The sequence below is a fragment of the Metabacillus sp. YM-086 genome (genome assembly GCF_048059995.1).
Classification (GTDB): Bacteria; Bacillota; Bacilli; order Bacillales; family Bacillaceae; genus Metabacillus; species Metabacillus litoralis_B.
In genome coordinates this window covers 14,204-28,915 of sequence record NZ_JBLUOI010000045.1, presented here as the reverse complement: position 1 = coordinate 28,915, position 14,712 = coordinate 14,204, and the positions used below count along the sequence as shown (strand labels likewise).

Below are 14,712 nucleotides of genomic sequence, written 5' to 3'. Positions count from 1 at the left end.
TACTTTATCTAGAAACACAGAAGAATCATATGGATTAACTATAAAATGCGAATGTCCTCTCCCTCTATTAACTTAATATGAATACCCGTTGAGGTTCCCCCACCAATAGGATTCGGCACATCTGTTAGGTCAAGTAACGCTTTTACTTCAATCGTTTCTTCACTATTTCCTTCTATTGTAAATATGTGAGGGCCATTCAAATTCATGAGCGACTCCATTCGTACTTCATCTTCAGGGAAAAAAGAATCTAAAAATTCTATTTCAAATGAAACAGATTCACTGCTGCGATTATGCAAAACGATTGAGCATTCCCCATTTAATAGATCTTCGCTCACATGATCAAATTGACAGGTACCACTTCCATCATACGAAATGGCTGCTATCCCCTTAGCTAAGGTTTCTTGATACATGGTAATCAAAAGTGTTGGTAGAATTGAATAGACCAATATAACGATGATCATCGTTCTTACACGATATTTCTTTAAACCAATACCAAGTAAAATCATTGCCAGAATAAACAAGAAAGATCCAATGATTCCGAGTACAACGTACCCATCTTGGTCTCGAATTGGTAACATCATGAATGAAGCCCGTGCGTCAATTGTTTTATTAGTAGGATATGGAAAATAGAAGCTCATACATATACATAAAATCACAGCTGAACTAATGAGTGCTAGTTTGCTTTTTACCATGCTATCCCTCTTTAAATAAGTTTTCATTTTTATCTTGATAAGTTAAAGATCAAAGGCAGTCACTTCCTTCTGAATGCGCCTGCTCTCTATTGTTAGAGATAGATATGGTTCATTAGAATTCGTCTTACTCAGTTTCATGCAAACCATTCAGTTCGGAATGACGTTTTATCAGGTTGACGAGCTCTTGCTTTTGATTGTGTGATAGTTCATCCATAAGTTTCACGTCATAGTTTGACTTAATACTTATTATAATACAGGCTTCTCGTATTACGTAAGTGCTTGTGATAGGATTAGGCAATTCATTTGATATGAATAGGGATAGCGTTTTGACTGTTTGAGCTTTTGTAACAAAGATCGGTGGATTTACTCTCTTTGGTTATGAATGGGGAGAAAACAGCCTTCTTCGATACATAATAATCTATTGCTGTAATGAATGGAAAATAAAAAAACAATCAACTCTATTAGAGTAATGATTGTTTTTTCGGAAAAATCAAATTTTAAATTTACTTATTTCTACTCTTAGGTCATTTGCCATTTCACTTAACAATTGGGCAGAAGAAGTGATTTCTTCATTTGAAGCAGATTGCTCTTCTACAGAAGCTGCAACATTTTGGACACTAGATGAGGCTTGCACTGCAATGTCATCTATTTCTCTGATGCTTTCGGTCATTGTCTTTGTTCTCTCATCAACCATGACCATAGCTTTAATTGCTGAGTCTGACTTATTTCCTATGTTGTGAACATATTGAACAATGTCTTTAAACGCTTCACCACTCTTATAAACCATGCCTCTTCCATCTTCGACAATGATCGTCCCACTATTTATAGAATCAACAGCCTCAGTGGTTTGAAGTTGTATCTCATTTACCAATTTTCTAATTTCTTCACCGGCTTTAGAGGAACCCTCTGCTAGCTTTCTAACCTCTTCGGCCACTACAGCAAATCCTTTACCTGCATCCCCAGCTCGTGCGGCTTCGATTGAAGCATTTAAAGCTAGTAAGTTTGTTTGATCCGCAATGTTAGTTATTAAGGAAACAATTTGACTAATTTCCTTAGATTTTTCTCCCAAATTATTCATTTTTTGCGAAGAGGACATGACTGAATGTTGTATTGTATCCATTTTATTAATCGTTTCATCTATTAACTTTAATCCAGAATCTGCCTTATCGTTTGTTACATTAGCTAAATCGGAAATCGTTTGAATAGAAGCTGCAACATTGTTTAATTCGTCACTAACTAATTTAGAAGATTTAAAGAGTTCGGATGTTTTCGCTGTTTGTAGTTCTGAACCAGATACAATAGCTTGAATGGCATTTGATATTTGCTCAACTGAAGCACTGCTTTGTTCGGTACTAACTTTAAAATCTTCTGAATACGAAGCAACTTTAGCAGATGTATCATTAGTTTTTGTCACTACTTTATGTAAATTACTGATCATTAAATTAAATGATGATGCTAATTGACCGATTTCATCTTTTGAGTTTTCTTCTATAATAATTGTCAAATCCCCATTTGCAGCTAATTTTGTTGCCTCTAGTACTTTTTTAATTCGATTAATAATTAAAAATCTCGTAGCTAATGATATGATGACAGTTGCAACTAAAAGAGTAATAGAGGTGTTGACGAAAACTCCAAAACTACCGTCCACATATTCTTTTAATAAAAGGTTTATATATTGAGAAATTGGCGAACTAATTACTAAACTTACGATTACCACTACGATCATTTTAAGTCTTATACTTACTTTAACATCCAGTTTATCGGTGATTTTACTTTTTGTATTTTTCTTGAAGTCCATCTTTCTTATCTCCATTCTTAGGTGGTTAAAAAGTTAAAACAACAAATCTATTTTCATTTTATTTATGGGAACACATGTCAATACCTCCTCTTAGTACTTTTAACCCCTGTCCAATACCCTATTCATGCTAATTAAAAACCTCTAAATCATTTATTTTTTAAAAAAGTTATTTTTTTGTGGAATAATGAGGATTATTTATGGCAAATTTACGATCCATTGAAACGTTCTGATAGACGGGCTTTCTTTATTGATTTTTAAATATAAAAATAGATCACATTACCCTTTAAAGATGTATTGGTTCACACTTACATTTGAGTTTGACAACCTTACTTTTAATAATGACCAATATATTTGTCACTCAAGGTGAAAAAAATTCGTTTTCTGATTTAAGAGTCATAATTATGAAATTAACTCAAGTAATAAAAATGGAAAATAAGAGGAACCCATGAATTCCTCTTATTTTTTATTGAAACTTTTCTGAAAATTAGATACCCTTCTTAAAGAGGTGGTTTTTTGCAACAATACACGGGGTTTTTCATTTTATTAAGCCTTATTTTGATCATTGTCATTTCCAGCAGGTTATTAAGATGGTGGATAAAAACGACAATGATCACCTATTATTTCGTACTGTCCTATATCTTTATTTCAACCAAAAATAAAATTGATAAACAATTCGAAAACATCCTCCCTGTTCCTGATGAATACTGGGATAAAAATTCAGAATGGGTTAGTACGATTGCGGGTTTTCTATTCTGGCCATTAGCGCTTATTTTGATCTTCCTTTACTTTAAATGGTTTACTAAGGCTAATACTCGGATTGCTAAGGTCTTAGTATTCACAAGCATTATTCCTGCAGCAGCTATCTTTATCTTTTTTGCATTTTTATTTGATTTTTCTTATGGGTACAGACCTTAACTTTCTCATGATATGATGTATATATATTCCAATTTGGAAAGGTGATTACATGACAACTACATATAAAAACATTATCTCTACAAAAGAGGAATTTGAAGAGTTTCGCTCCTTTATTGGCACTCCTAGCCAAAGAGCTGCAAATAAAGTGATTTCCTTTATTGACGAACATTGTGTTGATTTTATCTCAAAATCTCCATTTCTATCTCTAGCTACTTCTAATGCAGAAGGAGAATGTGATGTAACTCCAAGAGGAGATGCTCCAGGGTTTGTGATGGTATTAGATGAACAGCATTTATTTATTCCAGAAAGACCAGGGAATAAACGAATGGATTCCGTTCATAACATTATTTCCAATCCTAATATTGGACTACTTTTTTTGATTCCTGGTTTAGGAGAAACATTAAGAATAAACGGGAAAGCTTATATTTGTCGTGATCCTGAACTTCTTGAAAAAAGTGCGGTAAATGGAAAAAGTCCTTTGTTTGGTTTATTAATAGAAGTGAAAGAATGCTATGTACACTGTGCGAAAGCTTTTATACGATCACAGTTATGGGATGCTGAATCATGGTTAGCAAAAGAAGCCCTTCCCTCAGCTCCACAAATGCTGGTTGCTCACGCCAAATTACCAAATGCTACTTCAGATCAAGTGGCAAAGGATTTAAAGGAAAGCTATACACAACGATTGTATTAAACCAATTAAACTAGTTAACTAAGCTTAACACCCCATTAAACATGGGGTGTTTTATTTTCGTTTATTCTACTGCCACTTCACTACTAATTTCTTAGTTTCTCAGCAAGTTCTTCTAACTGGTTAGGCTGCACGATCATATAGTGTCGTCCATCCTTTTCCAGGTAGCCCTTCTCACAAAATTGTGAAAGAACATGTAGGAGATGTCGGTAGGATACGCCTAAAAAGTCACAAACAGTAACATGCTTTTCTTTATATATTTCTTCATCTGCTGTTTGTAAAATAAAATCTGCCAGTCTATTTTCGAGCGGGAAGGCAAAGCTTTGCGAGGATTTTGCGGCCATCTTTGTTGCTTTTGAACTAAGAAATTTGCTTAATTCACGAAGAAATGTCGCATCTTCCATCATCAGTGAACGGCAGTGCTGAAAAGGAATGGCAAAGCAGATCGTCTTTGATGAGGTTTGAATTCCTTTTGTATAGTAGACTTCATGTAATAATTCCATTTCCCCTATATAATCATTCTCGTGAATAAAATTGAGTAATGAAACTTTTCCGTTTTGATGTGTAACATATATTTTTGCTTTTCCCTCAATCACATAAAATAAAAAATCTGGTCGATTTCCTTCCTGGATGATCCACTCCCCGCGTTTATATTCATGAACTTCTATAAACTCTTCTATAGGAAAAGAAAATAAGTGAGTAATCGGGTATGAATCTAAATAGTGTTGTTTTTCCTCTTTATTATAAATTTTCATCCTACACCTCAAAATGTGAGATTTCTCATATTATTGTACCTATCTCCATGATAACATGTAAACAATGGAGGGAAACAAAATGAATACATACCGCTGGATGAGTAAACGTTTTTTTATTTTTTATATGACTTGGGGCATTTTTCTTCCATACTGGACCGGATGGATGATTATCGAAAAAGGAATTACAGTCTCTCAAGCTAGTTTCATAATGAGCCTCGGCCTTGTAGCAAGAGGACTTTCTACTTTATTTGCCTTTCCTTATTTATCCGAAAAATTTAGCGCAAAGACCATATTGAATGGAATGGCGATTGGAACATTTATAGCCATTCTATGCTATATCCCAGCGAATTCCTTTACCAGCTTACTTGCTGTTACGTTTTTACTGCATATATTTTATCCAACCTTAATGCCTGCTTTAGATAGTGCGGCTGGACACCTTGTGCAAAGCAAGCAATTAAAGCATTATGGAAAAAGTCGTTCATGGGGATCAATTGGATTCGTAGTGGCGGGTCTAATTTTAACCGTTTTAACTGGGTCATTTGGTGATTCAGTTATTTTATGGATCTTATTGCTTGGAATCATGGTGTTCATTGTGCTTGTCTTTCTGCGCGCACCAGTCATACTATCTGAAAAACCAAAAAATGACCCTACTAAAAAAGGTGGGATACGAGAATTATTTCGAATCAAGTATTTTGGGTTAGTACTAACAATCGTGATCCTACTGCAAGCAGCACACGCCTCTTATTACAACTATGGGTACATTTATTTGCAAGAAATTGGTGCACCAAAATATTTAATTGGTGTGATAATCAATATTGGGGTTATTGCAGAAATCATTTTCTTCTTAATTGCAGATAAGAAATTTCAAAGGTTTTCAGTAGGCTCATTACTAGCATTAGCAGCATTCGGTTCAACGATTCGTTGGATTCTAGTATTTGCCTTTCCTAATGTGATTGTTTTTAGTATTTCGCAAACCTTACATGCGTTTTCATTTGCAATGGGTCACTATGCTTTTATGAAATACTTAATAAATAACATCCCACAAACAAAGATTCCAAGGGCACAAGGCATATATTCTGCGCTTGCTCTGAGCTGGAGCACTGCTGTCTTTACGATTTTCGGAGGATTTTTATACGAAATCGAGCCAAGATACGCATTTATCGGGATGATTATCTGTACAATCCCATCCATGCTATTTGCCCTTCTGTTTCGCTATTTAGCGAATAAAAAGGAAGTGGCGATCGTTCGTAATGAAACGATGGTTGATCATTAATATTTATTTCATACAAAAAAACCAAATGAGACTGCTCATTTGGTTTTTTTCATACTTCCTTCTATATGGGCAGCCAGAGAGATCACCTCTATATTGGTTTACCACGATATTGAGCACTTATTCTAAATATTTCACAAATAAAATTCGATCTTGATTTGGCCCATCATAGTCAGAGTTTACTGAAATACCTTCTATTTCTTTATCTCCCCTCTCAATTTCAAAGCCCATTTTGGTATGATACGCAATTGACCCTTTATTAACTGGGGACGTGACACAACGAACAATGTTTCTCCCATTTTGCTTAACCACTTCAAAAAAGGACTCGTATAATTGATTTCCGATCTTATGTTTTCTGTATTCTGGATGAACTCCAACAAAATGAATATATGCCTCATTTAGATGAGTTTGAGAAAGGAATCCGATAAGAAAACCAACAATATGATGATCCTGTTCTGCAATAAAACTAGTTTGTGTAAAATGGTCAAAGAATAGCTTTGGTAACATATCAGACATATTTCTGCCACCCCACCAATCATTAATTAATGGAGAAATAACATCATAATCTGAGCCTTTTACTGGGCGAATGTTCATTTTAATCACCTACATTATGTAATATCTTAATATCTTCAAATCACTTTCTTTCTACTATTTTAGCAAAATCATCAAGTGTAGTTGAATATTTAACATAAATACGTGGTAAAAGATAAAGTTCATTTTTAATGCCTTTTTTAGAAAAGTATTCAGGAGTTGTTGTGAGGCCAAAAGAGTAATATTTCTTTGTTTCTTCTATAACTTTGTTATTGGTATTTCCGTAGGGATAGGCAAGTGCTATAACTGGTTCTCCGGTTATGTTAAAAATTTTATCTTTCGAATCTTTCAGTTCATGTTCAAACATCGATATTTTCGTTAAATCAGGATGTGTTGCTGTATGAGATTGGATGGAGATGATCCCCGAGTCAGACAGCATGTTTAAATCTGCTGGTGATAATCGGTTCGTACGTCCGATAAAGTCACTTATCACAAAAATAGTAGCCGCGGGTTTAAAGCGTTCATTAGCCAGCTTTTTTAAAATGGCAAATGCATTCAAATTATTTTTATATCCATCATCAAAGGTGATGGAAATCGGTTTCTCTACGTTATCAAGATTTTGCCATTGTTCAAAGGTTAGTAAGGTGAATCCATTGTCTCGTAAATACCTCATTTGTTTTTCGAAATTTTCAGGAGTTACATACAACTCCTTGTCACCAAGTCCTTTAAACTCGTCAATGGAATGATAAATTAAAATCGGAACTTGTTGTTGAGCTGAAATATGTAATGGCAGTACTAATGTGACAACGTACAAAACTATGGTCGTTGTGATTGTTTTCATCCTATTCCTCGCTTTACAGTCTTTTACCTTTTATTGTTCCTAAAAAAATGAAAAAACACCTCTTCATTCCATGAGGAGGTGCATCATGCTTATGTGAGTGAAAAATACTGATACAGCATTTTCCTTTGTTGGTTTTCCTTGCTAGCTTTAAAGACAACAGCTACGATGACTAATAAAATGAATAGCACAGCAATCAGAATCATGTCTGAAACTCGATTATTTTTTTTATTTGTATAAAGAACTGGTTTCGGGAGTTCCGAAGTAGTTGGTTTGTGAACGACTAATCTACGATAAGAAATAACTCCAATGATCATGAGCAAAACAAATAAAACGATAACAAGAACCCATTGAATACCTTTTGGAACTTGAGGATGGTGATTCATCATGTTTTCTTCTCCCTTCTTATGTAAAGGGTCCTTCTCTGCAGCACGGTATGACTAATATGTTAGATTGTTTACTGTAATATATGATGGAAATGGTTATTATGTATAGACGATGCTTTAAATAAAGCAGAAAGACTCCTATATAGGAGCCTTCTGCATAAAATCCGATCATTTTTCTAGTCTTAGAACCAAGGAGTTCCATATCCGTAACCACCGTAACCATATCCTCCGTCAACATAACCACCTGTTGTGTAGCTAGCTCCAACAATGATTAGAAGGATAAACAAAACAACAATCAGTGCAAAGCCTGCACCATAACCGCCTACTGCTTCACTCATTTACCTTCACCTCCCAAACTTCTCAATTCTCATAGTATGTTGCACGAATAAATTCGTTTGGGCATTTTGATTATTTTTTTAAATGGATTGAATAACTGGGCTTATTCCTATTGTGAATTCCCTGAAATTTGTAAATGTGATGCCTATCTTTGTCTTTTTGAAATACTTTAGAAACGGAAAAGTGTAAGCGATTTCTGGTGTGTAGTTTAGCATTTCAATGGTCATGCAAGCATAAATAACTTTTTAATATCATTTTCCGTGAAATCATCTTAAATTAATATTGGTTTAATCTCATTTTGAGATATATAATGATACCAAGAAGTTCAAGAAAGGGTTACAAAGCATAACCATCTCGCTACTTCTTTACATAAGGAGGATGTCAAATGAGCCAACAAGTTAGAGATTTCAAAGTGAATGATTTACTAAAAAAACACAAATTTAACGAAAAAGAAATTGCTGAAATGGATGATTCACAAATTGAATATTTTCACTGGCTCTACTTCGAAGATTCTGTTTACGACTATATGTAAGTATTACTATATAAAATAGTTAAGCTATTGTGCTTGTGGCACAATAGCTTTTTTAGTAGTTAAATTTATAAGTTTTGGTCCTTAATGGGTTGTTAGTCATCATCGGGTTTATGAAGACTGTTAGTGTGAGATTTTATTGGGTTGTTGGTCATCATTGGGTTTATGAAGACTGTTAGAGTGAGATTTTATTGGGTTGTTGGTCATCATCGGGTTTATGAAGACTGTTAGAGTGAGATTTTATTGGGTTGTTGGTCATCATCGGGGTTATGAACGACAATCCGAGCTCGATTCTCCCCCCGAATGTCGTTCATCTACCTTATGAACGACAATCTACGCTCGATTCTACTCCCAAATGTCGTTCATCCACCTTATGAACGACAATCCAAGCTCGATTCTAGCCCAAAATGTCGTTCATCCACCTTATGAACGACAATCCAAGCTTGATTCTCCCCCTAAATGTCGTTCATCCACCTTATGAACGACAATCCAAGCTCGATTCTCCCCCCAAATGTCGTTCATCCACCTATGAACAACAATATAAGCTTAATCCACTCCACTTTTGTCGTTATCACCATTTGATGGGTGGGACAAGGAACCTGTCCCCACGGCCCACCCAAGCACACGGCCCACCCACGGCCAATTAGTTCATCAATTCTTCTGTAAATTGAATAAGATAGTTTGCTTGATCTGTTGTTAGTTCTTTTTCTGTTTTAGCTTTCACATGGTTGATAAATGCATTTAATTGTCCATTTCTTGCTTTTATATTATTTTTTTCGTCTGACTTTTTAGCAGCTTCTATTTTTGTAAGATATGGTTGGAGATTAGCTTCTTCTCCGTTTTCTTTGAGAAATTGTTGTGTTAAGTTTGCTAAGCTATCATAATCTACTACGACTTTTATAGAAATGGAACTGTTTGTTTTGTTTCCGGCTAGGTCAATTGCTTCGGCAGTAAACTCATGATTTCCTACTCCTAGTTGATAGGCAGGCTGTGAGTTCTCTTTACAGGTAGAAGATTCGATGCCTGATAGAGCATCAACAGCTTCACAAGTGACGTTTATTTCTTGATCGATGCCAAAAACTGTTCCATCTTCAAGGTTAAAGGTAATGATTGGTGAGGTTGTGTCGAGATTTATTGCTACTTCTTTCATGTCTTCAACATTACCAGCTGCATCTTCACTCCAATAGTGAATGATATGCTTGCCGTCTTCTTGAATCGTAACAGATGTTCCAGTTTGTTCGGAGCCGTTATTTACTTTATAGTAGGTATTCTCTACTTCAGTCTCATTGTCAACTGCAGTAAGCTTAATCTGAACAGCTTCTTTGTACCAATTGTTCTGAGCTTCTCCAATAATTTCATGGGTTGTTTCAGGTGCGTTTTCATCTTTTTTCTCAGCAGACACTAAATAGATATTAGGTGTTGGTGGTTCTTCCATTCCTTCACCAATGTAAAAACTAGGGTGTGGCGGTTGGTTGTAGCCAACATTTTGCCATGCGATCGATTGTCGATATTGAGCATCATGCATGAGAGTATAGATTTTATGATCCGTTACAGCTGTTGTTGTGTACAGGCGTAAGGCACTGCTGTCTTCTGTTCTCCAAATGGCTTCTTCTCTCCAGTCTCCTAAAAGATCAGCCTGTAAAGAAGGGGTACCCTTTGTTGAGTTATTTGAGTAAGTACCTTCAGCAAGTAATAGATTTTCAAGTTTTTTGTCTTCATAATTCCATTTTGCAATTGTTCCGGTTCCTACACCTTTATTTGCATCCCATTTATGATCGAGCAATTCTCGTAAAAGATCTCCATCCCACCAAATACTGAAGTTTGAAGATGGAATATTTTCTGAGATTTTTTCACCAGTAGCTGAATACAATCCACCAGTTGTACTATTCCATTCACCTGAAATGGCCCAAGCTTCAGCGCCCTCATAATTAGGATCAATATCAGCAGTCATACCACGGCCTGTATCTTCACCAGTTTGTACTCCCCAGATGAATTCACCCGTTTCTGCATCACGAAGATCAAAGCCATATTTCGCATTCTTATTTTCTTGAACAGAGAAAATTTCAAGTCCCGGTTTATTAGGGTCTAAATCACTAACATGAAGCGCGTCACCATGACCTAATCCTGAGTTATAAAGGCCAGAGCCGTCATCATCAATCGTCATTTGACCATAAACAATCTCATCTTTTCCATCATGATCAACATCAGCTACACTTAAGCTATGATAGCCTTGACCAGCCCAGCTACTATAGCCTTCGTTATTTGTATCAAATGTCCATTCTTTTGTTAGCTTACCATCTCTAAAGTTATAAGCTGTTACAACGGTTCTAGTGTAATAGCCTCTTGCCATAATAAGACTAGGTTTTTCACCGTCAAGATACGCTACTCCAGCAAGGAAACGATCGACACGGTTGCCATAGGAATCACCCCAAGATGCAACATCACCGCGTTGTGGGTCATAATCTGTCGTTACAAGTTCCTTACCTGTTTCACCCTCAAATACGGTGAGATACTCTGAGCCTTGAAGGATATAACCTGATGAATTTCGATGATCCGCGTCTTTCTTACCAATGACGTTTCCTTGACCATCCACTGTTCCATCGGCCGTTTTAAAGGCAATCTCTGCTTTACCATTTCCATCAAAATCGTAAACGATAAACTGAGTATAATGAGCACCTGCGCGAATATTTTTACCAAGATCTATTCTCCACAGTCTTTTGCCATCCAACTTGTATGCATCGATATACACGTTACCAGTGTATCCAGCTTGCGAGTTGTCTTTTGCGTTTGATGGATTCCATTTTACAATGATTTCATACTCGCCATCGCCATCAAGATCTCCAACACTTGCATCATTTGCAGAATACGTGTAAGGATCTCCTAATGGAGTAACACCATCCTTTGGCTTATCAAGTGGAATGTCTAAGAAGTTATTGCTTAACACATTTGTGCGATCTTTTGTTTTCTTTTCTTTCCCATCTAAAACTGCCCTTACCTCATAAACATCATTTACGCTTCCTTCTTTGTCAACAAAGTTTGTGCTATCTGAAATAGGTGAAGAATTCATTTTTTCATTATTACGATAGAGATTGAATGACACATCTTTAGGGTCTGTGCCTAATAATCTCCAACCTAGATAAACGCCTTCGTCCGTTTTAACAGCTACTAGACCTCGATCAATTGTTTCCATTTGTCTTTTTAAAACTGTAACTGCCGGTGTTTCAAGGCTTTCAGATTTTTCGGAGATTCCACCGGCATTAACTGCTGCAACTTTGTAGTAATACTTAATAGTGGTTAAAACCGTTTTATCTGTATATTTCGACTCACTTGTTTTCCCAACTAATTGATATGTGCCATCTTTCTTTTCAGATCGATACACATTATATGTTTTTGCTCCTTCCGTTTTATCCCAGCTAAATGTAAGATCGTTTTTATTCACATCTCCAAGCTTAAGATTAACAGGTGCATTTGGAACAGAAACAGATGGGTCAATCATTGATACAGCTAATGGCATAGAAGGAACAGTTTCAACATTGGCACGATCAATCGTCGTAATTGTGTACTCATAGTCCATTCCAACATCGATGCTAGTATCTTTGTATGAATTCGTTGCCGATGTATCAATAAGCTCTATTTCATTAGTTCCAGCAACTTTTCGGTAAATATTATACTTTGCTGCATCTTCTACAGCTTTCCATGATAGAGAAACAGACGGATTTTCAGGGTCAATTATTACTTCTTCAGCCTTCAATTCTGATGGTGCAAGTAAAATTGGCGTAAGCTCAAGACCATTGGCAATGCCTGTTGATCCTTTGAAATTTACATTCATTTGACCATCTGTTACAGAAACATCAGAAAACACCTTCGAGGTATAATTTCGACTTGGAGCATTTACAGGACCAAGATCTTTCCCTTCGATTGATACGTCTGTTCTAGCACTTCCAAGGAAATCAGCGACATGAACCTTTACAGCATACAATCCATTTGGTACATCCACTTTGAATTCCCAGCCATTGTTAAAATATCCTAGCCAATCACGCGTTACATCTCGAAGTGGTGTATCTCCATCTCCACGGTCACGTGTAATCATACCTGTGTTATCTTTAATGCCATATCCTCTTTCTTCGGTATATACAGTATTAAGATCAACATTCGTATACCCTTCAGCAACAGGACTACCAACTGGTCCGAAGTCAAACTTTAAGTTTGCTTCTTTTGTTTTAATTTCAACAACATCTGAACGCTCGGACTCTCCTTTTCCGTTTACAGCAACCACTTGCAGATGATAGGTTTTTCCTTCATCCATACCTGATAAGCTGATTCTAGGAATAGTTGAGGTACCAGCTAAAACATAATTTTCTTCAGTTGAGAGTTTACGATAAATTTTATAAATATCGGTATTCTCTACTTCATCCCATGTTAACACTGCCCCGGCATTACTGATGCTGTTAGCTGTTACACCAGTAGGTTTGTTTGGAACATTTGCTGGAGGCTCAACATCTGTTACATATGAAGCTAGCGGACTACTTAACTCTTTAATTCCAGACGATAGAAGGCGTGCAATTTGAATCGCTCCATACTCCTGGAAATGCGTATTATCTTGAGAACCATTTGGAAATGCTTGATAAATTCCTGGTTCTGTATGAAGGAATACAGAAAGAGTCCCAATAGGTCCAATAGAGTCATAATATTCACGGCTAAGTGTACTTAAATCAACCAACTCTACATCTAGTTCTGCTGCCACTTCTTTCATACCTTCTACATATTCAGGAAAACTCACATTAAAAATGCCAGTATCTGGATTGAAATCACGTCGGCCAACAGGTGTAACTAAGATTGGAGTGGCACCACGTTGGCGGGCTCCATTGATATAGGTTTTTAAGTAATTTTTATAATCCGGAACAGATGCATATCGCTCAGGTCTGCTAATCGTTGCATCATTGTGACCAAATTGAATAAGAAAATAATCATCAGGACGGATTTTCGTCAAAATATTATCTAATCTTCCTTCGAAAATAAATGACTTAGAACTTCTTCCACCAATCGCATGATTGTCGAATAGAATGTCATCATTAAAGTAGCGTGGAATCATCTGACCCCAACCTGCTTCAGGCTTCCAATATTCATCATATGTTTGGACAGTAGAATCACCTGCAATATAGACGGTAGGCTTCTCACCTGCTTTACGTTTAGCAAGCTCAGTAATAACAAGACCATTGATTTTTGGATTATTTCCAGTAAACTCAACATTTAATTGTCCATCTACTAAAGCAATTGAAAAGCTGCGATCTATAAATTCCCCTGCTGCGACAGCTGTATCCTGAACCTTTTGTATGGTTTCAGCTTTCACACCTATATTAGTAGCTTCCTTCGAATCTCCGGCAATAACGGAAACAGTATAATCTCCATTTGGTAAATCTACATTAAGACTTGTTTCTTGTGTTGAAATGAAATCGGACTGTAAAGCATCAGAAGTGCCATTATCTCCTGAAACGACCTTGGATGGATCTTGAAAACCATATCCAATTTCTTCGCTATAAGAGGACTCCTCTGAAACCTTGCTATATCCATCTTTTACCGCACTTGATGAAGTTCCAAAATCAAATTTTTTCGTTACTACATTTTCCTCTGCCTTTGCTGCTTGAAAACTAATAGGAAAATTAGATAATACTAGCATGGCACTTAATAAGATTGCAGCCTGCTTCCTACCTCTTCTCTTACCTTTCATAAGTTCACTACCTTTCGTTATTGAAAATAGTCGCCTTATGCCTTGTCGTGATGAACGTATCCCTCCCTTTATTCCATTTTGAAAACCCTTACAATTTTACATGATAGATGTTGTCAGAATTTTAAGATATATAAATTTCAGACATTCTCGTTTAAAAAACAGATATGATTTTTTTGTAGTTCTTTATACCTTCCTATATTTCGCTGTATTGTAAATCCTTTTTCTTGGTAACTTTGAAAATATCAT

Annotated in this window: 11 protein-coding genes and 1 pseudogene; 4 read left to right on the top strand and 8 right to left on the bottom strand. The window is 36.1% G+C overall.

Features of this window, described 5'->3' with window-relative positions; genetic code table 11:
* Nucleotides 1-38: 38 nt before the first annotated feature.
* Together ACEWK1_RS17805 and ACEWK1_RS17800 are read right to left on the bottom strand one after the other, a co-directional pair.
* Nucleotides 39-692, bottom strand: a complete 654-nt coding sequence (locus tag ACEWK1_RS17805) for a hypothetical protein (protein ID WP_212134936.1) — start codon at nt 690-692, stop codon at nt 39-41.
* Nucleotides 693-1,182: 490 nt separating this feature from the next.
* Entirely contained in the window at nt 1,183-2,490 is a 1,308-nt protein-coding gene (locus ACEWK1_RS17800; RefSeq protein WP_212134938.1) for a HAMP domain-containing methyl-accepting chemotaxis protein, read from the bottom strand.
* 513 nt (nt 2,491-3,003) lie between these two features.
* Between ACEWK1_RS17800 and ACEWK1_RS17795 the strand changes: the two genes are divergently transcribed.
* Nucleotides 3,004-3,405, top strand: coding sequence for a hypothetical protein (locus tag ACEWK1_RS17795; protein WP_212134940.1), 402 nt, complete (start codon nt 3,004-3,006; stop codon nt 3,403-3,405).
* A 49-nt stretch (nt 3,406-3,454) separates the two neighbouring features.
* Complete coding sequence (locus ACEWK1_RS17790; RefSeq protein WP_212134942.1) at nt 3,455-4,096, top strand: pyridoxamine 5'-phosphate oxidase family protein; 642 nt, start codon at nt 3,455-3,457, stop codon at nt 4,094-4,096.
* A gap of 83 nt (nt 4,097-4,179) precedes the next feature.
* Here ACEWK1_RS17790 and yeiL read toward each other — a convergent pair whose 3' ends face one another.
* Nucleotides 4,180-4,848: a transcriptional regulator YeiL gene (gene yeiL, locus ACEWK1_RS17785; RefSeq protein ID WP_212134944.1), complete on the bottom strand. Its 669-nt coding sequence runs from the start codon at nt 4,846-4,848 to the stop codon at nt 4,180-4,182.
* 79 nt (nt 4,849-4,927) lie between these two features.
* Between yeiL and ACEWK1_RS17780 the strand changes: the two genes are divergently transcribed.
* Nucleotides 4,928-6,121, top strand: a complete 1,194-nt coding sequence (locus ACEWK1_RS17780; RefSeq protein WP_212134946.1) for an MFS transporter — start codon at nt 4,928-4,930, stop codon at nt 6,119-6,121.
* A gap of 117 nt (nt 6,122-6,238) precedes the next feature.
* Here ACEWK1_RS17780 and ACEWK1_RS17775 read toward each other — a convergent pair whose 3' ends face one another.
* The 4 genes and pseudogenes from ACEWK1_RS17775 to ACEWK1_RS17760 all read right to left on the bottom strand — a co-directional run.
* Nucleotides 6,239-6,712, bottom strand: coding sequence for a GNAT family N-acetyltransferase (locus ACEWK1_RS17775; RefSeq protein ID WP_212134948.1), 474 nt, complete (start codon nt 6,710-6,712; stop codon nt 6,239-6,241).
* 40 nt (nt 6,713-6,752) lie between these two features.
* A complete protein-coding gene (locus tag ACEWK1_RS17770; RefSeq protein WP_212134950.1) occupies nt 6,753-7,490 on the bottom strand; it encodes a polysaccharide deacetylase family protein in 738 nt (245 codons plus the stop codon).
* A gap of 89 nt (nt 7,491-7,579) precedes the next feature.
* Complete coding sequence (locus ACEWK1_RS17765; protein WP_212134952.1) at nt 7,580-7,876, bottom strand: hypothetical protein; 297 nt, start codon at nt 7,874-7,876, stop codon at nt 7,580-7,582.
* A gap of 248 nt (nt 7,877-8,124) precedes the next feature.
* A pseudogene (locus tag ACEWK1_RS17760) lies at nt 8,125-8,211 on the bottom strand (YjcZ family sporulation protein); the annotation flags it as partial.
* 383 nt (nt 8,212-8,594) lie between these two features.
* Here ACEWK1_RS17760 and ACEWK1_RS17755 point away from each other — a divergent pair.
* A complete protein-coding gene (locus ACEWK1_RS17755) occupies nt 8,595-8,741 on the top strand; it encodes a hypothetical protein (RefSeq protein ID WP_162987328.1) in 147 nt (48 codons plus the stop codon).
* 640 nt (nt 8,742-9,381) lie between these two features.
* Here ACEWK1_RS17755 and ACEWK1_RS17750 read toward each other — a convergent pair.
* Nucleotides 9,382-14,466 carry an OmpL47-type beta-barrel domain-containing protein gene (locus ACEWK1_RS17750; RefSeq protein ID WP_269671084.1) on the bottom strand — a complete coding sequence of 1,695 codons (5,085 nt, stop codon included), beginning with the start codon at nt 14,464-14,466 and terminating at the stop codon, nt 9,382-9,384.
* Nucleotides 14,467-14,712: the final 246 nt, after the last annotated feature.

Coding starts and splice junctions, on each gene's coding strand:
- ACEWK1_RS17780 (WP_212134946.1), top strand. CDS start 4,928: ATGAATACATACCGCTGGATGAGTAAACGTTTTTTTATTTTTTATATG.
- ACEWK1_RS17765 (WP_212134952.1), bottom strand. CDS start 7,876: ATGATGAATCACCATCCTCAAGTTCCAAAAGGTATTCAATGGGTTCTT.
- ACEWK1_RS17750 (WP_269671084.1), bottom strand. CDS start 14,466: ATGAAAGGTAAGAGAAGAGGTAGGAAGCAGGCTGCAATCTTATTAAGT.
- ACEWK1_RS17775 (WP_212134948.1), bottom strand. CDS start 6,712: ATGAACATTCGCCCAGTAAAAGGCTCAGATTATGATGTTATTTCTCCA.
- ACEWK1_RS17805 (WP_212134936.1), bottom strand. CDS start 692: ATGGTAAAAAGCAAACTAGCACTCATTAGTTCAGCTGTGATTTTATGT.
- yeiL (WP_212134944.1), bottom strand. CDS start 4,848: ATGAAAATTTATAATAAAGAGGAAAAACAACACTATTTAGATTCATAC.
- ACEWK1_RS17755 (WP_162987328.1), top strand. CDS start 8,595: ATGAGCCAACAAGTTAGAGATTTCAAAGTGAATGATTTACTAAAAAAA.
- ACEWK1_RS17770 (WP_212134950.1), bottom strand. CDS start 7,490: ATGAAAACAATCACAACGACCATAGTTTTGTACGTTGTCACATTAGTA.
- ACEWK1_RS17790 (WP_212134942.1), top strand. CDS start 3,455: ATGACAACTACATATAAAAACATTATCTCTACAAAAGAGGAATTTGAA.
- ACEWK1_RS17800 (WP_212134938.1), bottom strand. CDS start 2,490: ATGGACTTCAAGAAAAATACAAAAAGTAAAATCACCGATAAACTGGAT.